We start from the raw sequence: 22,877 nt of genomic DNA, 5'->3' as shown, positions 1-22,877 counted from the left end.
AATATACCGTATATGAAAAAACTATATTTAACAGTAGGGGTGCTGAGTTTACTTAGTTGTCTTGAGGTGCAAGCGCAGCAGAATCCGCAGTATACGCAGTATATGTACAACATGAGTGTTGTGAATCCTGCTTACGCTGGCTCAAAGGATGCTGTTTCAATGGGAGCATTGTACCGCAAGCAATGGGCCGGCTTTGATGGGGCACCTGAAACAGGAACTTTTTTCATCAACAGTAGAGTAGGAAAAAAAGTGGGTGTAGGTTTGTCTTTCATCAATGATCGCATTGGTCCGGTTACGGAGAACAACATTTACGGAGACTTCTCTTATACTTTAGAGTTAGGAGGAGTTCACAAGTTAGCTTTGGGAATCAAGGCAGGCGCAACGTTCCACAGTGCCAATCTATTTTCTGATATTGGAAATGGCTATACGATTGACGCGGGTGACCCTGCATTTGGTCAAGACAGCAAATCGACCTTATTCAATGCTGGAATTGGAGCGTACTACTATACGGATAAGTACTTTATCGGTTTAGGGGTACCCAACATGATAAAAGAATACTATTTGAATTACGATGGGAAGAACTTTGGTCAACGCGAGATTCACCTATATTTGAACGGAGGATATGTTTTTGACTTGGATCAAGATTGGAAATTAAAACCCTCAACGATGATCAAATACGCGATGAATTCACCAGTATCCTTTGATTTGAATATGAATGTGATGTACCTGAACAAGATTGAAGCAGGAGTTAGTTACCGCTTAGAGGACGCTGTTGGAGGAATGATTAACTACCGCGTTACCCCACAGCTTCGCGTCGGTTATGCATATGATTACATCACATCGGATATCAACAAAGTAGCCAAGGGTTCTCACGAGTTTATGGTGTTATACGACATTTTCTTGTCTAAGAAAGTATCCAGTTCCTCTCGTTATTTCTAACAACAAAAAACAAAGACAATTTTATCAAAATGTAGAACAAGCCTATTCCCTCTCGGTAATAGGCTTTTTTTGTGCTTCACCTCTATCCTCCTTCCCTTCATTTAGACACAAGATAAAAATCACCTATTTTATCTTAATATTCAAAACAAAAAATAAACAAAAACCCAATTAAACTATTAAAAAAACTATATTTTTACAAAACAATATGTTATTTTAATAAAACACCTCATAATGGCATGTGTTTTGTCTGTATACGGGATAAGCGTAGGAGAATATCAGCATTCTAATCGAATTCTAATCTAGTTTTAATATGCTATTAATGCGACTCCAAAGCCCTTATAATATGAGAAATGTAATTTTGAACCTTAAATTATGAGTACAATGTTTAAACGTATACTAACACTATCCATTTTAGTTTTTTCTACTTGTATGCTACAAGCGCAAGAAAAAGGACAAACAATAAAATTGAGTAAACAAGAAATAGAAGGCATATTCCTGGAACAAAATTTAGATTTACTAGCCAAAAGACTGGAAATTTCTCAGGCTGAAGCACAGCTTATTCAAGCGCGCCTTTGGCCCAATCCCACTTTTGAAATTTCAGAAATAAACCTTTGGCGCACAACTGACATAGAAGAACAGCCCCTTATTTTTGGCAATTGGGGAACTTCGCAACAGATTTCGTTGCATTTGGAACAAGAAATAGAAACGGCTGGAAAAAGACGCAAGCGAATAGATCTACAAAAATTGACCATTGCAGAACGTCAAACGGATTTTGAGATCGTTTTACGCGAATCTAAACTTGCCTTGCGCAATACCTTAACGAATATTCAAATGTTGCAACAACAACAAGAAATTTACCAAAAACAAATCGACAATACCCAACGCTTACTTGCTGGATATAAAAATCAGTTAAATCAAGGGAATATTAGTCAAAGTGAATATATCCGTTTAAAAGCGGCTCAACTCCAATTCAAAAAGGAATTAGTTGATCTTTCCAAAGATTTAGAAGAGGCGATGAAGGAATTAAAAAACTTCATCAATATTGGTGCTAACACGCCCATTTACATAACCAATAACCTAGAGGCACCCATCAAAATGATTAGCGAATTGCAAATTGAAGATTGGATCATTCACGCCCAAGAAAACAGACCGGACGTCTTACTCAACGAAAACCTGATCAATCAGGCTAAAAAACAAGTAGAAATAGAAAAAGCAGAACGTACCCCAAACCTTACTGTAGCGGTTGATTATGATCGTGCAGGAAATATCATGCGCAACTTTGTCGGTTTAGGACTATCGTTTGATCTTCCCCTCTTTGATCGCAACAAGGGCAATATAAAAGAAGCGAAACTCGGGGTTCAAATTGCCGAATTAGAAGCAAAAAACAAGCAAAACGAAATTGCCAACGACATCATAGAAGCACTGAGAAACTACATGCAAGCCAAAGATTTATACGATCAGATCGATGCGGATTACGAAACTCAATTGGATCATTTACTCGACGCTTATGTCAAAAACTTTCAGAAGAAAAACGTCAGTATGATTGAGTATTTGGATTTTGTCGAAGCGTATGTAGAAAACAAAAACATTCTACTAGAAACAAAAAAAGAATTAAACGAACAAGTGGAAAATTTACAATTCGCTATTGGAAAAGATATTTAATATGAAAAGAATCAAAACATTCTCAAAACATACAATTGGTTATGCTGTTTTAGCTGCGCTAACCTTATCAGCTTGCAAACAACAAGAAAAAGAACCTCAAACTCCAGATTCATACTGTATTCCAGAAGAAATTGGCAAAGGCTTGAATTTCGCTAAAGTTACACAACGCCCCATTCAGCGAACCATGAGTTTAAATGGAACGGTAGAATACAACCAAGATAAAACCATTCCTTTTTACAGCTTAGTTGAAGGTATTGTCGTTAGTGCTAAATTTTCACTGGGCGATTTTGTCAAAAAAGGACAACTACTCGCTGAGATTAGAAGTACAGACCTCAATGAATTCAAAACAGAACTGCGAGCAACAGAAGCTGAATTAAAGGTTGCTAAGCGCGAATTAGAATCTGTTTCTTCCATGTATCAAGATGGTATTTCCTCCCAAAAGGAACTGCTAGAAGCACAAGAAGATGTTCAGGTATTAGAAAGTAAACTCCGTTCTGCTAAGAGCAATTTATCGATGTTTAATGGTCAAAATAAAGAGGGAATCTACCAAATTATCGCTCCACAAGATGGTTATATTGTTACCAAAAGTATTGTAACAGGTATGACCCTTACCGATACAGACGAACCGCTATTTACCATTGCAAATTTAAGTGACGTGTGGATTTTAGCCAATGTATATGCTACCTCCATGCGTTATGTCAACCTCCATGCAGAAGTACAAGTAAGTACATTAGCTTATCCAGATGATAAATTTCAAGGTACAATATCGAATATTTCTCAGGTTTTTGATGCAGAAGAACGCGTACTGAAAGCGCGTATTGTATTAAATAACAACGAGATGAAATTGCGCCCTGGCATGTCTGCAGAAATTCACCTCTTGATTGATGACAACCAAGGAGATGCATTAGCCGTTCCGAACAATTCGATCATCTTCGACAACAATCAAAACTATGTTGTGGTATACACAGATGCTTGTCATCAAGAAATTCGCCAAATTACACCGCTGACCAAAAATAAAGAGTACACCTATATTTCTGGAGGTGTACAAGAAGGTGAAACGGTGATTACAACCAATGAATTATTAATTTACGAGCAATTGAACAATCACTTGTAATTCAAAAGAAAAGTAACACATGCAAAAATTTGTCAAAAATATTGTAGCCTTTTCCCTCAAAAACACGTTCATCGTTCTTTTTGGTGTACTGTTATTGTTGTTTGGTGGAATTTACAGCTACATACACACGCCCATCGAAGCCTTTCCGGATGTAACCAATACCCGTGCGCGTATTATTACCCAATGGCCTGGACGTAGTGCAGAAGAAATAGAAAAGTTTATTACCCTCCCGATTTCCAAAGAGATGAATACGATTCCCAACAAAGCGGAAGTGCGTTCCATCTCCCTTTTTGGTCTATCGGTAGTAACGGTAATTTTCAATGATGAAATCGATGATTTTTACGCCCAGCAATATGCGTCAAACCGCATGGGAAATGTCAACCTACCGGAAGGTGCTGACTTTGAAATTGAACCGCCATCGGGTGCCACAGGGGAGATTTTTCGCTATATCATCCAAAGTGATTTACCCATCAAAGAAGTTACTTCTATTCAAGATTGGGTAGTAGAACGAGAACTCTTATCTGTGCCAGGTGTAGCCGATGTGGTGAGTTTTGGTGGAGAAGAAAAAATCTTTGAAATTCAAATTAACCCAACGGAATTAGTCAACTATGGTCTATCCCCTTTGGATGTTTACGAAGCGGTAGAAAAAAGCAATATCAACGTAGGTGGTGATGTCATCCAACGTGGTGATCAAGCCTATGTGGTACGCGGGGTTGGACTATTAGACAATGTAGAGGATATCGAAAATATCTTGATTGAAGTGAAAGGCAATACCCCTATTTTGGTGAAACACGTAGCCAACGTAGAAATCAATGCCAAACCGCGTTTAGGGCAAGTGAGCTATCAAGATGAAGACGATGTTGTACAGGGAATTGTCGTGATGCTTCGAGGTCAAAATCCAAGTGAAGTAATCAGTAACCTAAAACTAAAAATAGACGATTTAAACAATCGTATTTTACCAAAAAATGTAAAAATAGTACCGATTATTGACCGTACAGATTTAGTCAATACAACGGTGCATACGGTAACTAAAAACCTAATCGAAGGGGTTTTACTCGTTTCGGTGATTGTGTTTATCTTTTTGTACAATTGGCGTACTACTTTTATTGTAGCAACCGTAATTCCACTGTCTTTCTTGTTTGCCATCATCATGTTGAAAATTCAAGGATTGCCGGCGAATCTGATTTCTATGGGAGCCCTAGATTTTGGGTTATTACTAGAAGGAACCTTGGTTATCGTAGAGCACGTCTTTGTTGGGCTAGAGAAGAAAGCCCAGCTCGTCGGTATGAAGCGATTCAACAAAATGTCTAAACTGGGAACGATTAGAAAAAGTGCAGGCAGTGTAGCAGGGTATATTTTCTTTGCCTTACTCATTCTCATCGTCGCTTTAATGCCTATCTTCTCTTTCGAAAAAGTAGAAGGAAAAATGTTTTCTCCTTTGGCTTTTACCTTGGGATATGCCTTGTTAGGTTCATTAATATTGAGTTTGACCTACGTTCCTGCTATGTGTAAATTATTGCTAACCAAAGACATTCAAGAACGCGAGAATTTTATATCTAGATTCTTTAAGAACTCCATTTACAAGATGTTCAACTGGAGTTTCTACCACAAAAAACTGACGTTTGCTCTATTTGGTTTAATCTTGGTTATCTGCGGAGTTCGCTTCCATTATTACGGATCCGAATTCTTACCCAAATTAAACGAAGGAGCAATCTATATACGCGCAACCTTACCGAGTAGTATCAACCTCAACGAATCCGTTCGTTTAGCCAAAGAAATGAAAGGAATTTTGCGTGATTTTGAAGAAGTAGAATTTGTTCTCACCCAAACAGGACGTCCCAATGATGGAACCGATCCAACGGGATTCTTTAATATTGAATTCCACACCCAATTAAAACCTGAAAAAGAATGGAAACGCTCTGTTTCAAAAGATGAGTTACTCGAAGAAATGAGAGTTTCCCTAGAAAAATACCCCGGAATCAACTTTGGATTTAGTCAACCTATTCAAGACAACGTAGAAGAATATGTAGCTGGAGTTAAAAGTGCCTTGGTGATTAAAATATTCGGGGATAACCTCTTTGATTTAGAGCAATATGCGGCACAAGTGGCGCAAAGCATCAAAGATGTACCTGGTATTACAGACTTGAATGTCTTTAAAAACATTGGTTTACCAGAATTGCGCATTTCTTTGAGCGATTCTAAAATGGCAAAATACGCGGTTACTACCGCCGATGCTCAAGCGGTAATTGCCATGACGATTGGAGGCCAAGCAGCTACCACCTTTTATGAAGATGAACGCATGTTTGATGTCGTGTTGCGTTTTGACAAAAACTACCGCGATTCGGCAGAGAAAATTGAAAATATTTTAATCCCCAGTTTAGATGGCAAACAAGTGCCTCTAAAAGAGATTGCAACGATCGATTATCACACCGGACCTGCATTCATCTATCGCGAAGGAAATAGTCGTTATATCGGTATTGGTTTTAGTATCGAAGGGCGCGATTTGGGAAGTACCATTGCAGAAGCACGAGCTAAAGTAGACAAAGAAGTCCATTTACCTGCTGCTACAAAAATGGAATGGGCAGGAGAATTTGAAAGTAAAGAAAGAGCGGCAAAACAGCTTATTTTAGTAGTTCCTGTTTCTTTGATTTTAATTTTAATTCTCTTGTACTTTAACTTTGGGAATGTAAAAGATACAGCTATTGCTTCGCTTACCTTGCCATTTGCCTTTATTGGTGGTTTTATCTCCCTTTGGATTACTGGTACTACCTTTGGTATTTCGGCTGGAATTGGATTTATCATTCTCTTTGGGGTTTCTACCATCGATGGTATTGTACTCATTGGCGTGATGAAAGAAAACCTCAGGAAGCGCATGTCTTTGGAAGAAGCCATTCGAGACGGAGTGAAAAGTCGTATACGTCCTGTAATCATGATTGCCCTTATGGGATCCATGGGATTACTTCCAGCTGCATTATCTAATGGAATGGGATCTGAAATTCAGAAACCGCTAGCCATTATGATTGTTGGGGGGTTAATCATCGGAATGATCTTAGCCTTCACTATTTTACCACAGGTATTCTATTGGGCCTATAGAGGGGAAATGGAAAAGAGAAAGAAGAGAGAAGAAAGAAGAGAGGAGTGAACGTCCCTAAATATGGTTGACCGTTTTTAAACATTAACTTCATTATTAAATATAGTAATAAATGGTTTGGAAAAAGTACTTTTTCCAAACCATTTGTTTTCAAATTCAACTGGCGTCATTTTAGCTATTGAATTATGAGGTCTGGTATTATTATAGTGGTTGACTGCTTTTTTAATTAATCTTTTGAGTTCACAGAAGTTTTTAGGTTTCCAATATTCTAAATAATCATTTTTAATGGTTCTATTAATACGTTCAGCATAGGCATTATCTTGTGCAGAAAGAGCCATACTAATATTTATTCCTTTGTTTTTAAGCAACTGAACATATCCCTTATAAGTATATTGACTTCCTCTGTCCGAATGATGGATCAAAGGAGGAGTATTGTTTTTAAAAGCCATGTTTAAGGCTTTTATATTGGCTTGTGCTCTCATATTATCAGAGACGTGATAACCTACAATTTTCTTTGTATAAACATCTATAATAAAGACAGCATAATAAAAAGTTTCTCCTATTCTGATATAAGTTATATCTGATTGCCATATGGTTGAAGGAGCATTTACCTGCATGCCTTTAATTAAATTTGGATAGTGTATAGTAGAAGCTACTGTAGTTTTGATATAATTCTTGCGTTTGTGCAAACGATACCCTAAGCTCATAAAAATCTCTATAAACTTATCTCTACCTAAAAAACTGGGTTTTAAAGTATAGTACATCTTCTCAACCCCACAACCAGGATGTTCGCCTCGTAAATCATCCACCTCTAATACAAGTTTAGATACTTCTGTATCAAAAACAACTTGTTTCTTAGCATATTGATTTACGGCTTGTTTACTAATTCCAATAGTCCGATATAAACTATTTAAAGAATAGCTTATTTGTTCCTTTTCTTGGCGGAACCAGTTGATTGTGGGGTGTTTGAGTTTTTTAATATGTCATAATCTAACTCTTCACTAGCGATTTCTATAAGTTTAGAATAGAAATCTACCTGAATTTGTTTCTGACCAACCATGCGCTCTAGTTCTTTAACCTTAGCTTCTAGCTCTTTTACTTTGTTTGTGTTACTTGCTTTCATCTCTACAATTCTTTGTCCTGGTTCATTAAAGATAGAAAATTTATAAATCCATCGGTAAATTGCAGAGTTAGGAATTTTGTATAAACGACTTATTTGAAGGACACTATAGGTCCCTTTTTCAAATAAACTAACAATCTCGCGTTTGAATTCTTCAGAATAAACACGACTCTTTTGAATTTTTTTAACGTTTACTTTCATAGGAAAATTGACTTTTTTATGGTCAACCTATATCAGAGACGTACAGAGTGAATGATCTAAATGAGGAGATACACTTTAAAACAATGATTTTCACTATATTATATAAAATAAAAAAGGGGAATTGCAAAGCAATTCCCCTTTTTTTTGGCACTATATAGTAAAGTGATACGTTCAAAAAATGAAGCTTGGTTCGGTTTTGTGAAGATAATTTCCTCTCTTCTCTCCAATTCATTAATCAATAATTATCGGCACTGTCATCATGTGAAATCTCTTTGAAAGAATATTTCCTTACTAAGAAAAATTCACCCCTTTCCTCTCTCTTCTCTCTTCTCTCCAATTCATTAATCAATACTAATTGGTATTATCATCATGTGAAATCTCTTTGAAAGAATATTTCCTTACTAAGAAAAATTCACCCCTTTCCTCTCTCTTCTCTCTTCTCTCCAATTCATTAATCAATAATTATCGGCACTGTCATCATGTAAAATCTCTTTGAAAGAATATTTCCTTACTAAGAAAAATTCACCCCTTTCCTCTCTCTTCTCTCTTCTCTCCAATTCATTAATCAATACTAATTGGTATTATCATCATGTGAAATCTCTTTGAAAGAATATTTCCTTACTAAGAAAAATTCACCCCTTTCCTCTCTCTTCTCTCTTCTCTCCAATTCATTAATCAATAATTATCGGCACTGTCATCATGTAAAATCTCTTTGAAAGAATATTTCCTTACTAAGAAAAATTCACCCCTTTCCTCTCTCTTCTCTCTTCTCTCCAATTCATTAATCAATAATTATCGGCACTGTCATCATGTAAAATCTCTTTGAAAGAATATTTCCTTACTAAGAAAAATTCACCCCTTTCCTCTCTCTTCTCTCTTCTCTCCAATTAATTAGTAAACAATAACTCACGGTATTTTGTCAAGGTCCACAATTCATTATCAACCATCATTTCCAATTTATCACTGTGGTAACGAATGATATCGAAATAAGGTTTTACGATATGGCAATACATTTTTGCTTGTTCTTCAACGTCTTCAATCGCATTGGCAATCTTGCGTTGATCAACCATTTCCGCTACTTTGATATTTACTTGCGCAATGTGGAAGGATATTTTCTTTAAAATGCGCAATTGTTCTTCTGCGTACTCTTTATATTCTTCCTCACCAAAAATTTCTTTCAATCCTTTTACGTTTTCAATCACCAAGTTTTGGTACTTAATTGCGGTTGGAATCACGTGATTTTTCGCGATATCACCTAACACGCGTCCTTCAATTTGGATGCGTTTCACGTACTCTTCTAACTCGATTTCGTAACGTGCTTCTACCTCAACCTTCGTCATGACTTGCATTTCTTCAAATACAGCAATAGATTCAGGATATACTTTTGCTTTTAAGGCTTCAGGCGTTGTTTTGTGGTTACTCAATCCGCGTCGTGCCGCTTCTTCCTCCCACTCTTTGCTATATCCATCTCCTTCAAACAAAATACGCTCACTTTGTTTGATGTATTCACGTAAAACATTGAAGATTGCTTCGTCTTTTTTCAAACCATCTTGTTCTACTAAGCGATCTACTTCAATTTTGAATTCTTTTAATTGTTTAGCGACAATCGTATTTAAAACCGTCATAGGCCCTGCACAGTTCGCTGTTGATCCAACGGCTCTAAACTCCCATTTGTTTCCTGTAAATGCAAAAGGAGATGTTCGGTTACGATCCGTATTATCTAACAAGACGTCTGGAATTTTTCCTACGACATTTAACTTCAAATCTGTTTTCTCTTCAGGCGATAATTTACCATCTGTTACTTCTTTCAACTCTTCTAACACTTTCGTCAATTGTTGACCGATAAATACAGATACAATCGCTGGAGGTGCTTCATTTGCCCCTAAACGGTGGTCATTACTTGCTGATGCAATCGCTGAACGCAACAACTCTTCGTTGTCATTTACCGCTTTAATGGTATTGATAAAGAAGGTCAAGAACTGTAGATTGCTCTTTGGTGTTTTACTCGGGCTTAATAAATTAACTCCTGTATCAGTTGCCAAAGACCAGTTGTTGTGTTTTCCTGATCCATTTACTCCTTTGAAAGGTTTTTCGTGGAATAACACTTTGAAATGATGTTTCTCAGCCACTTTCTTCATCACATCCATCAACAAGGAGTTGTGATCCACCGCTAAGTTGATTTCTTCAAAAATAGGCGCTAACTCAAATTGATTTGGTGCCACCTCATTGTGTCTTGTTTTTACGGGAATACCCAATAAGATACAGTGATTTTCTAAATCGTGCATATAGTTTAATACACGTGTAGGAATAGAACCGAAATAATGGTCATCCAATTGTTGTCCTTTAGCCGCTGTATGTCCTAATAAGGTTCTACCTGTTGTCAAGATATCAGGTCTTGATGCAGCTAAAGCAGCATCCACAAGGAAATATTCTTGTTCCCAACCCAAAGTTGGGGTTACTTTTTTTACGTTTTTGTCAAAATAACGCGCTACTTCTGTTGCGGCATCATCAATGGCGTTGATGGCTTTTAACAGTGGCGTTTTATTGTCTAAGGCTTCTCCTGTATAGGAAATAAATACGGTTGGAATACACAAAGTCGATCCAAAGATAAACGCTGGTGATGTAGGATCCCATGCTGTATATCCTCTGGCTTCGAATGTATTTCGAATCCCTCCATTTGGAAAACTCGAAGCATCGGGCTCTTGTTGCACCAATTGACTTCCGTTAAATTGTTCTACAGGATCACCATCAAATTGTGTTTCAAAAAAAGCATCGTGCTTCTCTGCTGTTGTTCCTGTTAACGGTTGGAACCAGTGTGTATAATGTGTCACTCCTTTTGAAAGTGCCCATTCTTTCATCCCTAATGCGATGTAATCCGCTAATCGACGGTCAATTTTAATGCCCAATTGTGCATTCTTTACCGCCTGATAAGCTTCGGGTGTCAAAAATTGGCGCATCGATTTGTCATTAAAGACATGATCGCCAAATATTAATGATTTTCTACCCAGTTCTTCTACCTTCACAGCACTTCTTGAGGCTGCTTTTTCAATTGCTCGAAAACGAAATGTTGACATAATTACACTTTTTAAAGGGATACCCCCTATTTTTACTATGCAAAAATAATAAAAAATAGAAAAACAACACACATACCCCCTAAAAAAATCATACCTAATGCAAAATTAAACACCTTACCCCTTAAATCCACCTCCTCTATTACCTTGTAAAACAAAAAAAAGCTCCGAAAATTATTTCGGAGCTTTTTATATGCTAGTTTACAACGATCTACTCGTCTCTTTCTTCTTTAATTATTTAGAAAAAGGGAATTAGTACTTTTTGTGTACTTCTACTTTTTGTAAATTGTATTTTACTACAGCTTCGTCATAGCTTAATGGCGTTGCATCTGTACTTGTTGCTTGAGTAGCATTTCTATTTACTGGATCTAAAGCTGGTACAAATACTACGCGAAAAATACGATTTCTCAAATGATTAATTGGTCCATTCTCTCCTCTTGCATTGGCAAAGAAATCCAACATTGTACTACCGCGTGCAATAATTTCGAAATCATCTGCACTAAAATTATAAAAATATTCTAACTCTTCTGTTCTACCACTTGCCTCATCACCCACAAAATAACGAGCTGGTAATGGAACCCAAACCGGATTACCATTCTTGGTCTTGCCATCTTCTATAAAAATCAAAGCTACATCGCCAATATGAAGTTCAAAAGGATTTTTGACAACTTGAGACGCTATATCCACATTTAAGTTTCGATCAAAGCTCAAGCTGTATTCTGCTACATAAGGATATTCATATTCTCCCTGAGGTCCTTCAGGTCCAGGAGTGCCTTGAGGTCCACGAGGTCCTTCACAGCTTATTGTAAATAAACCTCCTAGAACTACTGCGCATAATAACATTATTTTTTTCATATCATTTCTTTTTTATCTTTTCAAATGTATTGTTTAAATGATGAGTTGATTCTTTTATTAAGACATTTTTAGCACTTTACGCTATTTTTCGAACTAAATCATCTTTTCTATTTCTAAAACTAAGATTCTTTTAGCAAAGAAAAAAACAAATCCCTAAAAAACGCATTTAATCACTTCAATCTTGTATTTTTATAGTATAATTCGTTTCAAATTGAAAGTACTACACCCATGAAAAAACTTGCTTGTATTTGTTTTGCTTTTTTAGGTTTATCTTCTCTTGCACAACAATTAAAGCCCACTGCAGATAAGTTAGAGATCAAACACAGCTTGCATTTGGCACAAGATATTCAAAAACCGTATGCGGCCGATACGCTGTATCAACTCACCCATTACACAAACATCTATCGCTCACCTGAAATGGGATTAACCAATCAATGGGGGTTATATTATAATGAGGAAAAGCAAGTAGCCGAGATTGTAATTCGCGGATCTGTAAATCGCGGCATTAGTTGGTTGGCCAACTACTACGCAGCCATGGTCCCTGCCAATGGAACAATATATCTCACCCCAGACCAGCCCGTTACGTATCAATTCTCAGCGGATGAAAAAGCGAGTGTTCACGCAGGATGGACCATTGCCTCTGTCTATTTACTGCAAGACATGAAACCCAAAATTGACAGTTTATATCAAGCGAATCACAAGGAAATCATCATCTCTGGTCACAGTCAAGGGGGTGTAATCGCTTACTTGATTACCGCTCAATTCAAACAGTGGCAAAAGCAAAATATACTTCCGCGAGACATCCAGTTTAAAACCTACACTTTAGCAGCACCTAAACCGGGGAATCTCTATTTTGCTTACCAATATGAGAAAGAAATGAATCAATGGAGTTATTCTGTAGTCAATACTCAAGATTGGGTTCCTGAAGTACCTCCTACTACACAGCGTTTTTTGGACTTCACCCCTATTAGTCCATTCAGTCAAGAAAATATAGACCATAGCATCAAAAAAATCAGTTGGCCTAAACGATGGTTTGCTCGTGGAATCTACAATCGCGTCAATAATCCGGCTGAAAAAAGCGTGAAGCGCTATGCCAAATTACTAGGTCCTTTTTTATTCAAGCAAATCAAAAAAACTTTACCTGACTTACAGGAGCCGAACTATCGTCAAGAAAGCAACTACAACCGCTGCGGAAACCCGATCGTTTTAGATGGTATCCAAAACGAAACGTATCAAAAGCAATTTAATAAACCCGAAAATACAATGTCGCATCACCTGCCTAATGCGTATTTGTACTTATTGGGAGAATAATATCATTTTAACCCTTGATAACCGCACTAAAACCGCACTAAAAATAGAATAACAAAAAAAAATATGTAAAAAAAATTAATTTAATTTACTCACAGTTTACACAATGATAATTAAAAATTAACGCTAAAAAAAACAGCTTCCCTTCTTGTTCGTGATAAAAAACAAAAATTTCTTTAGTAATTTAACAGATTAAAACCAACATATTGTCAGTTTTCAATTTGGAATCTTGAGAAAATCTAACTAAACTAGCGTTGAAATTACATTTACTACAGTCTTGTAATTTTAATCAAACAAACAACACGAGCTAACCTTATGAAACTTGAATTATTTGAAGAAGTACAACATACGCTTCAGCATTTTGTGCGGCATTTTTCTAAAATTGCCCCCTGTGGGAATTTAAATTCCCTTGCTTTTCAGCACTATCACTTTAATAATTTTAAAGCTATGACCTCTACTTTATTTGAAGCTTTATTGCATATTAATTATGCTCAACTTCAAAAAAGTGAAAATAAAATTACCTATAGAACTCCATTTTCTATCACGTTAAATCACGCATGCGAATTAATACGCGAAATTGAATTTTCGAAAATAGAGCAAGACAAACGAGAAAAAATACTCGCTGCGGTACAACAAGAGATCAAAGATAAGTATCACCATCTGCCAGTCAACACTTATACTTGCATTCACTTTAACTGTCTAGACCGAACCAAGCAGATGTGCTCTTTAGTTGGAACGATTCACCTCTCAGAAAATAGGGAATTCACAGTCAACTTGTTCTATTTAAAAATTGAAACTCAACTAGAAGACTTACTGTTGGACTTTAATTTTTACCTCAAAGACAAAAACAAACATCAAACCATTTATCACCACTTAGTAGAAACAGAAACTGCCGATGATATAAAACTACTTTCACTCTTACAACAACACAACTTATCGCTAGAAGATTTTAAAAACAATATCGTATATTTTTACGGCGATACCTTGGCAAACTATCAACGAAAAGAACGCTTCTTAAAATCACTTGAACTACTTCTTTTCTCTCCCAATTCTATGGAAGAGATTAATAGAACATGTGAAAGAACGCAATCACCTTATAGCTTAACTCAGTTTTTTAACAGCCCAAGAAGCGCTAAAAACAATGCAGTTATTCGATATAATGTTGGTTAACGGTTGACAGTTTACGGTTGACGGTTTGAACTGTCAACCGTAAACTATTTCCCTTTTTTGCAAATTATTACACCAATTAAGAGCAACTTTACTATTCAGAAGATTTGAACTGTAAACTGTAAACCGTAAACTATTTCGTTTTTTATCTCACTAGGTTTATACTTTGTTTTGGCGTTCGATGAATCTTCACTTCGTTTCGATTTGTATTTTTGTGTTTTCGCTTTTTCGCAAATTATTCCACCAATCAAAGGGCAATTTAACTATTCAGAAGATTTGAACTGTAAACCGTCAACTGTCAACCGTAAACTATTCCACCAATCAAAGGGCAATTTACCTATTCAGAAGATTTGAACTGTAAACCGTCAACCGTCAACTGTCAACCGTCAACTGTCAACCGTAAACTATTCCACCAATTAAGAGCAACTTTACTATTCAGAAGATTTGAACTGTAAACCGTCAACTGTAAACTGTCAACCGTAAACTATTCCACCAATTAAGAGCAACTTTACTATTCAGAAGATTTGAACTGTAAACCGTCAACCGTCAACTGTAAACCGTAAACTATTCCACCAATCAAAAGGCAATTTACCTATTCAGAAGATTTGAACTGTAAACTGTAAACCGTCAACTGTCAACCGTAAACTATTCCACCAATCAAAGGGCAATTTACCTATTCAGAAGATTTGAACTGTAAACCGTCAACTGTCAACCGTCAACTATTCCACCAATCAAAGGGCAATTTACCTATTCAGAAGATTTGAACTGTAAACCGTCAACCGTAAACTGTCAACCGTAAACTGTCAACCGTAAACTGTCAACCGTAAACTATTCCACCAATCAAAGGGCAATTTACCTATTCAGAAGATTTGAACTGTAAACTGTAAACCGTCAACTGTCAACCGTAAACTATTCCACCAATCAAAGGGCAATTTACCTATTCAGAAGATTTGAACTGTAAACCGTCAACCGTCAACTGTCAACCATAAACTATTCCACCAATCAAAGAGCAATTTACCTATTCAGAAGATTTGAACTGTAAACTGTAAACCGTCAACTGTCAACCATAAACTATTCCACCAATCAAAGAGCAATTTACCTATTCAGAAGATTTGAACTGTAAACTGTAAACCGTCAACTGTCAACCATAAACTATTCCACCAATCAAAGGGCAATTTATTTGAACTGTAAACCGTCAACTTCAGAAGATTTGAACTGTAAACCGTCAACTGTCAACCATAAACTATTCCACCAATCAAAGGGCAATTTACCTATTCAGAAGATTTGAACTGTAAACTGTAAACCGTCAACTGTCAACCGTAAACTATTCCACCAATCAAAGGGCAATTTACCTATTCAGAAGATTTGAACTGTAAACTGTAAACCGTCAACTGTCAACCATAAACTATTCCACCAATCAAAGGGCAATTTACCTATTCAGAAGATTTGAACTGTAAACCGTCAACTGTCAACTGTCAACTATTTTTACTTTTCTCCGTACACTCCTGTTGCACAACCAAAAAAATAAGATTGATACGTTGTTTTTAATCCTACGGCTTGAAAAGTTGCCTCGACTTGTTTTGCGTTTTTAAATCGATTGGTATATTCCCAAAGCATTTTGTATTCCCTTACACCTCCAAACAGCATTTTTCCCAATAAAGGAATAATCTTACTTAAATAAAAAGAATATAAAAATTTCAAAATAACACTATTTGGTTCAGAGACTTCAATAAAAGAAAATTGACCTCCGGGTTTCAAAATTCGCTTTACTTGTTGAGCTAAAATTTGAATTTGTTCTTCGTTTAGTGTTTTCAATCCAAAAGCACAGGTTACTCCATCGTAAAAATCAGAAGGCAAATCGTTACTTAATACATTTTGTAGCGTCACCTCTACTTGTGCATTAAATTTCTTTTTATTTTTAGTTTGCGCATACTGTAGCATTCCTTCTGAAAAATCCAATGCGGTAAGTTTAGCTTTGGGAAAAGTACGATGAATGGCTGTCCATGTTTCTCCCATTCCCGTCATTAAATCAATAATCTGCGCATTTTCAGCCGTGAGGTGTATTGGCTTTAGAAACTGTTTTCGCCAACGCAAAGAAAAACCAAAAGACGATAAATAATTCACTCTTTCATACGAACTACTCATTCGATTAAAAAGTCCTTGTATATAAACTTCACTATAAATATTTTCCTTCATTTTTCTTGAATTAAAAACAAAACGAATTAACTGAATAAATAAAAAAAAACCTAATCAAAAGAAAGTAAACCACTTGTTATTCCTATTAGACTAAAAAATGATATCTTTGTGTAATCGGTACATCACCTCTTTTAATCATTCATTCCAATTAATGAAGAAATTTTTATCCATCCTATTACTCTCTTTATCTGTACTGGTTACGGCCAATCCAATTATTAGTTGGAATTGCAACGACATGAGTACAGTTATGGCTGGTTGTATGGAAATGGAAGAAGATGTGATGCCTTGTTGTGCTGCGGAAGGTATGGATAGTCATACGAACATGGCAGATATGATCTGTTGTTCACCAATGGCGCGTATTCATACTGTTCAATCTAATTTGCAAATTGAACAAACCGAAGCAACACCAAAAACCAAAGAAAAAAGAGCAGCGATTCAAGTAAAATGGTTTAATTCCAACTACTTGACCGATCTTCAAACTGTTGATCCTACCGCTTCTTATTCTATTCCTTTTGCTAGTGATGGATTAAAATTTAATTCCGTCGACCGGCTTTCCTACATTTGTATTTATCGTATATGATACTGCTACTTCTTTGTTAGCGCTTATTTCTATGGAAACTTCTTTTCCTTTTTCTGCGCTAACTCAGATTATTTTATCCCTTTTTCGAAACACTGATTCTGTTTAGTTCACACTAAAAACAGAGCAACAACTGATTTATATTCAATCATTTGCGCTTACTTTTTTAGTATCTTTAACTAAAAAGATTGCTCAAATCGCATGGAATATTCTTCCTTGTGCGATATGCTCGGTGTTTCCTATAGCGTATTATTAACACTTTAAAGATATCCATATGCTTAATAAAGTCATTAAGTATTTCTTACATAATCGATTAATTACGATGTTAATCCTAATTATCGTTATCGTATGGGGATTAATCACAGCCCCATTTAATTGGCATCAAAATCTATTGCCAAGTGATCCCGTTCCTGTAGATGCCATTCCCGACATTGGTGAAAATCAACAAATTGTCGCAACGGAATGGATGGGACGCTCACCCAAAGACATACAAGAACAAATTACCTACCCGCTAACCACTTCTTTATTAGGAGTTCCTGGGGTAAAAACCATTCGAAGTAGTTCGATGTTTGGTATGTCCTTTATCTATATTATTTTCGAAGAAAATGTGGAATTCTACTGGAGTAGATCGCGTATTTTAGAAAAATTAAACTCCTTGCCCTCAGGAACTTTACCTGAAGGTGCTATTCCTACTTTAGGTCCTGATGCTACAGCTTTAGGTCAAGTATTTTGGTACACCTTAGAAGGTAGAAATCCTCAAACCGGAGAACCTACTGGGGGTTGGGATCCCGACGAATTGCGCACCATCCAAGATTTCTACACCAAGTACAGCTTAGCAGCTGCAGAAGGGGTATCGGAAGTAGCTTCCATTGGAGGGTACGTCAAAGAATATCAAGTAGAAGTCAAACCCGATGCCATGCGTGCGTATAGTGTTTCCATTATGGACATCATGAGCGCCATTCAAAAAAGCAACTTGGATATTGGTGCAGAAACCATCGAAATAAACAAAGCAGAATACCTCGTTCGCGGTTTGGGATACATCAAGAGTATCAAAGACTTAGAGGATGCTGTTGTTACCGTTCGAAACAATGTTCCCGTTAAGATCAAAGATGTTGCTTTTGTCAATTTAGGTCCTGCTACTCGTAGAGGGGGTTTGGATAAAGAGGGAATTGAAGCCGTTGGAGGGGTTGTTGTAGCTCGTTATGGCGCCAATCCGATGGAGGTAATCGACAATGTAAAAGGCAAAATCAAAGAAATGGAAGCGGGTCTTCCACAAAAGACATTAGCCGATGGCACAATTTCCAAAGTAACTGTCGTTCCTTTTTACGATCGCTCGGGATTAATTAAAGAAACTATCGGTACACTAGAAACGGCTTTAGCACATGAAATTTTAATCTGTATTATCGTCGTTATTGTTCTGGTCATTAACCTTAGGGCTTCGGTCATAATTTCTAGTATTCTCCCCATTGGAGTATTGGCGACCTTCATTATCATGAAATACATGGGGATTGAAGCCAATATTGTAGCCTTATCGGGAATTGCCATTGCCATTGGTGTCATGGTAGATGTCGGGGTCGTCTTTGTAGAAAGCATCATCCGACATATGGAAGAAGAGCGGGAACGCGGGGTCGAAAGCCGAGGACAAGCCTTTGTCAACCTGATTATTAAAGCGGTTTCTGAGGTTTCTGGTGCTTTGTCAACCGCTATGCTAACGACCATTATCAGTTTCTTACCTGTTTTTGCTATGGAAGCTCAAGAAGGGAAGCTCTTTAAACCTTTAGCTTATACAAAAACCTTTGCCTTAGTTTCTGCTTTTTTATTGGGAATCATAATTCTCCCAACCTTAGCCTACTACATCTATTCCATCAAAACAGACAAGGCCAAAGTACGTAAAATTGCCAACTATGCGTTGTGTGTTTTAGGTATTGCCCTGTGGATGTACACCGGTGTATTCACAGCAGTTGCGCTAACTTTCATTGGGATTAACAATCTGTATACGCCCACATGGCGCAATGAAAAAACGGCCAACTACATCAATGTTGGAATTACGCTATTTATCGCCGTATACTACCTTGCTATCGAATGGTTACCCTTAGGTACTCAAGCAAGTACAAGTCTTAACTTTGTATTCGTAATCTTGGCTATTGGCGTTATTTTAGGCATTTTATGGTTATTGGTCATTTACTATGAACAGATTTTGCGATGGGCTTTGGCTAATCGATGGAAGTTTATGGCCCTTCCTATCATCACCGTTATCTTTGGAATGCTGGTTTGGTTGGGCTTCAACACGTCGTTTGGATTTGTTGCCAAAGGGTTTGAGACGGTAGGTTGGAAATCCTTTCGAGAGACTGCTTTTTGGCAAAAATCATCTGAAACTTTTCCAGGGATTGGAGAGGAATTCATGCCGAGCTTAAACGAAGGTTCTTTCTTATTAATGCCTACAAGTATGCCTCATACAGGAATTGAGCAAAACTTAGCCTATATTCAAACCCTAGATAAGCGCATTCAAAATATACCCGAAATAGAACTAACTGTCGGAAAATGGGGACGTGTAAATTCTGCTCTTGACCCTGCTCCTACCCAAATGTTTGAAAATACAATTAATTATAAACCCGAATATTTTCTAGATGAAGATGGTCATCGAGAGCGTTTTAAGGTTACCAAAAGTGGGGATTTCGAATTACTCAATGGTTCAACATACAATGTAGCCCATGGTTATCGTCAAATTTCCAGAGACAGTTTAATTCCGGATAAAAACGGAAAATTCTTTAGACAGTGGCGTCCTGAGATTAAAAATGCAGATGATATATGGCAACAAATTGTCAACGTATCTCATCTTCCGGGATTGACCTCAGCACCGAAGCTTCAACCCATTGAAGCGCGTTTGGTGATGTTGTCAACGGGAATGCGTGCTCCTATGGGATTAAAAGTTTCAGGTCCGGATTTAGAATCGATTGAAGAAGGAGGTAAAGCGTTAGAAACTGCGTTAAAAGACATCCCTTCTATTATGCCGTCTACGGTATTTTACGACCGCGCAGTTGGAGCACCTTATGTTGAGGTTCACCTCAACCGAAACAACATGGCCCGCTATGGCATTACGGTTGCCGATTTACAAGAAGTACTAGGGGCTGCTGTTGGGGGAATGCAATTGACCACGACTGTTGAAGGACGTGAACGCTTTCCGGTTCGCTTGCGCTATCCTAGAGAATTAAGAGATAGCCCCGAAGCACTAGGTAAATTGTTGATTCCTACCGCTACGGGGGTACAGATTCCACTAAGCGATGTAGCAGATATTACGTATGCCAAAGGTTCACAAATGATTCAAAGTGAAAATACCTTCTTATTGGGCTATGTCATTTTTGATAAGATTAGTGGAAAAGCGGAAGTAGATGTAGTTCGAGAAGCGGATCAACTCTTAAAAACTAAACTGGAGTCGGGCGAATTAACCCTACCCAAAGGGGTTACCTATGCTTTTGCAGGAAATTATGAACAACAAGAACGCGCAACACAGCGTTTGCTCTTTGTAGTTCCGATGAGTTTATTAGCTATTTTATTGATTTTATACTTCCAATTTAAAACCATCACCGCTTCTTTGATTCACTTCTCTGGTGTATTTGTAGCCTTTGCAGGGGGATTCATCTTGTTGTGGTTATATGGACAACCGTGGTTTATGAATTTCGCTATTGGGGATATGAATATGCGGGATTTATTCCAAATGCACAGCATCAACCTGAGTATTGCCGTTTGGGTAGGATTTATTGCCTTATTTGGATTGGCAACCAATGATGGGGTATTAATGGGAACGTATATCCACGATACCTTTGAAGCGAGAGACCCCAAAACCAAACACGAGATCCGTGAGGCTGTTGTTTATGCGGGACTCAAACGTGTTCGACCAGCGGCCATGACTACAGCAACGGCCCTGATTGCCTTGCTCCCTGTTATGACCTCCACAGGAAAAGGAGCTGAAATTATGATCCCTATGGCCATTCCTACTTTTGGTGGAATGTTAATTCAATCGATGACCATGTTTGTGGTTCCAGTATTCCAATGCTGGTGGAGGGAATGGGCCATTAAAAAAGAACAAAAATCAACTGAAAAAACCATTGAAAATGAATAAGATATATGCGATACTTTTCGTTATTGGAGGATTATTTCCTTCTGGAACGACACTGTGGGCACAAGAAAGTAAAATAGATTCATTGGCCTACTACACCCAATTAGCTTTAACACATAATCCTGGATTAAAATCACAGCGCTTAGCTTATGAAGCTTTTCTTGAAAAAATTCCACAAGCGGGTGCTTTTGAAGACCCTGAGCTATCGATGGGATTTTATACGAAACCGATGGATATTGTAGGTGGGAGACAAGTTGGAGATCTTACGCTCATGCAAATGCTTCCTTGGTTTGGCACAAAGAAATCCGCCAAAAAAGAAGCCAATCACATGGCGAGTATGCAAATGCAACAATATAGAGAAGCAAGAGAGATGGTTATTTTACAGGTGCATACCCAATGGTATGTCCTTCAGAAATTGCAACAGCAAGTAAATAATGCCAAGCAAAATAAAGCACTCTTGGAGCAAGTAGAGCAATTGGCAATCCAAAAATTCTCTGCTCCTTCAGGTGCATCCGCCTCCAATAGCATGGCAACAAGTGCACCAACTGCTCCAACTAGTACAAGTAGTAGCGGTATGGGCGGAATGAATATGGGCGGTAGTGCAACAGCAAATGCGAATGCGCCTACCGCTACTCCATCTAGCAGTAGTGCCATGAGCGGCATGAGCAGTGGCGGAAGCGGTTCAGGAATGTCTGATGTATTGCGCATCCGATTGGAAACAATTGAACTTGAAAATACGATTGAAAGCCTACAAGCGCAAATCAAAGCAGAAAAAGTAAAATTCAATGCCCTCCTTGATCAAGAAGCACAAGCTGATGTAACGGTGTCTCAAAACATTGAAAAAGTACCCTTCTTTTTCACAGATGAAGAAGTTCAAACGATGATTGAAGCAAATAATCCCATGTTAGCTATGCTGACAGAAGAAGGATTGGCGTATCGCGCTAAATCAGAAATGGACAAGAAAATGAGTTATCCCATGATCGGAGTAGGCGTTCAATATATGATTATCGGAAAGACAAATGATCCCATGCTCGCTATGGGAGATATGAATGGAAAAGACATGATCATGCCCATGGTTACGCTCTCCCTTCCTATCTTCAGAAAAAAATACAAAGCCCAACAAGAAGAAGGTAAAAAATGGTGGAAATCCAGTGAGGAAAAATACAAAGACACCTATAATACGTTACTTGCTTCTTATTACAGCTTTAAAAATCAAGTGGAAGATGCGGCACGCACCATTGCATTGCTAGAAAAACAAACCACGTTGGCAGAGACAACCTTTAACCTGATCGTCAAGGAATTTGTAACAGGCAAAAGCGATTTAACGAATGTCATCCAAGTACAACGTCAGCTGTTGGATTATCAGCTAAAAAAAGCAGAAGCCATCGCCAATTACAACACATTTGTAGCTTCTATTGAAAATATTACAGCTACACCTAACGATTTATAAGACAGAAAT

Annotated in this window: 14 protein-coding genes; 9 read left to right on the top strand and 5 right to left on the bottom strand. The window is 37.5% G+C overall.

Features of this window, described 5'->3' with window-relative positions; translation table 11 throughout:
- The first annotated feature begins 12 nt into the window (after positions 1–12).
- From FBR08_RS11875 to FBR08_RS11860, 4 genes are all read left to right on the top strand, one after another.
- Complete coding sequence (locus tag FBR08_RS11875; RefSeq protein WP_158962907.1) at positions 13–939, top strand: PorP/SprF family type IX secretion system membrane protein; 927 nt, start codon at positions 13–15, stop codon at positions 937–939.
- 381 nt (positions 940–1,320) lie between these two features.
- Positions 1,321–2,601: a TolC family protein gene (locus FBR08_RS11870; RefSeq protein ID WP_158962906.1), complete on the top strand. Its 1,281-nt coding sequence runs from the start codon at positions 1,321–1,323 to the stop codon at positions 2,599–2,601.
- A gap of 1 nt (position 2,602) precedes the next feature.
- A complete protein-coding gene (locus FBR08_RS11865) occupies positions 2,603–3,715 on the top strand; it encodes an efflux RND transporter periplasmic adaptor subunit (RefSeq protein WP_158962905.1) in 1,113 nt (370 codons plus the stop codon).
- Between the two features lie 19 nt (positions 3,716–3,734).
- A complete protein-coding gene (locus FBR08_RS11860; protein ID WP_158962904.1) occupies positions 3,735–6,857 on the top strand; it encodes an efflux RND transporter permease subunit in 3,123 nt (1,040 codons plus the stop codon).
- A gap of 26 nt (positions 6,858–6,883) precedes the next feature.
- On the opposite strand, the gene FBR08_RS11855 is transcribed toward FBR08_RS11860, so the two are convergent.
- From FBR08_RS11855 to FBR08_RS11840, 4 genes are all read right to left on the bottom strand, one after another.
- Positions 6,884–7,693 carry an IS3 family transposase gene (locus tag FBR08_RS11855; protein ID WP_233266307.1) on the bottom strand — a complete coding sequence of 270 codons (810 nt, stop codon included), beginning with the start codon at positions 7,691–7,693 and terminating at the stop codon, positions 6,884–6,886.
- 35 nt (positions 7,694–7,728) lie between these two features.
- Entirely contained in the window at positions 7,729–8,127 is a 399-nt protein-coding gene (locus FBR08_RS11850; RefSeq protein WP_158961336.1) for a transposase, read from the bottom strand.
- Positions 8,128–9,014: 887 nt separating this feature from the next.
- Positions 9,015–11,201: a glutamine synthetase III family protein gene (locus tag FBR08_RS11845; protein ID WP_158962903.1), complete on the bottom strand. Its 2,187-nt coding sequence runs from the start codon at positions 11,199–11,201 to the stop codon at positions 9,015–9,017.
- Positions 11,202–11,450: 249 nt separating this feature from the next.
- On the bottom strand, positions 11,451–12,053 hold the full coding sequence (locus FBR08_RS11840; RefSeq protein ID WP_158962902.1) for a hypothetical protein: 603 nt from the start codon (positions 12,051–12,053) through the stop codon (positions 11,451–11,453).
- Positions 12,054–12,281: 228 nt separating this feature from the next.
- On the opposite strand from FBR08_RS11840, the gene FBR08_RS11835 reads away from it, so the two are divergent.
- Together FBR08_RS11835 and FBR08_RS11830 are read left to right on the top strand one after the other, a co-directional pair.
- On the top strand, positions 12,282–13,364 hold the full coding sequence (locus FBR08_RS11835) for a lipase family protein (RefSeq protein WP_158962901.1): 1,083 nt from the start codon (positions 12,282–12,284) through the stop codon (positions 13,362–13,364).
- A gap of 312 nt (positions 13,365–13,676) precedes the next feature.
- Positions 13,677–14,531, top strand: coding sequence for a hypothetical protein (locus tag FBR08_RS11830; protein ID WP_158962900.1), 855 nt, complete (start codon positions 13,677–13,679; stop codon positions 14,529–14,531).
- Positions 14,532–16,013: 1,482 nt separating this feature from the next.
- On the opposite strand, the gene FBR08_RS11825 is transcribed toward FBR08_RS11830, so the two are convergent.
- Positions 16,014–16,724: a class I SAM-dependent methyltransferase gene (locus tag FBR08_RS11825; protein WP_158962899.1), complete on the bottom strand. Its 711-nt coding sequence runs from the start codon at positions 16,722–16,724 to the stop codon at positions 16,014–16,016.
- 97 nt (positions 16,725–16,821) lie between these two features.
- Here FBR08_RS11825 and FBR08_RS11820 point away from each other — a divergent pair, with 97 nt between their 5' ends.
- From FBR08_RS11820 to FBR08_RS11810, 3 genes are all read left to right on the top strand, one after another.
- On the top strand, positions 16,822–17,304 hold the full coding sequence (locus FBR08_RS11820; protein WP_233266106.1) for a hypothetical protein: 483 nt from the start codon (positions 16,822–16,824) through the stop codon (positions 17,302–17,304).
- 271 nt (positions 17,305–17,575) lie between these two features.
- Complete coding sequence (locus FBR08_RS11815) at positions 17,576–21,421, top strand: efflux RND transporter permease subunit (RefSeq protein ID WP_158962898.1); 3,846 nt, start codon at positions 17,576–17,578, stop codon at positions 21,419–21,421.
- A complete protein-coding gene (locus FBR08_RS11810; RefSeq protein ID WP_158962897.1) occupies positions 21,414–22,868 on the top strand; it encodes a TolC family protein in 1,455 nt (484 codons plus the stop codon). The genes FBR08_RS11815 and FBR08_RS11810 overlap by 8 nt, the downstream gene beginning before the upstream one ends.
- Positions 22,869–22,877: the final 9 nt, after the last annotated feature.

The sequence above is a fragment of the Myroides fluvii genome (assembly GCF_009792295.1).
Classification (GTDB): Bacteria; Bacteroidota; Bacteroidia; order Flavobacteriales; family Flavobacteriaceae; genus Flavobacterium; species Flavobacterium fluvii_A.
Note: the sequence above shows the minus strand (reverse complement) of the source record. Positions and strands in the feature narration are given on the sequence as shown.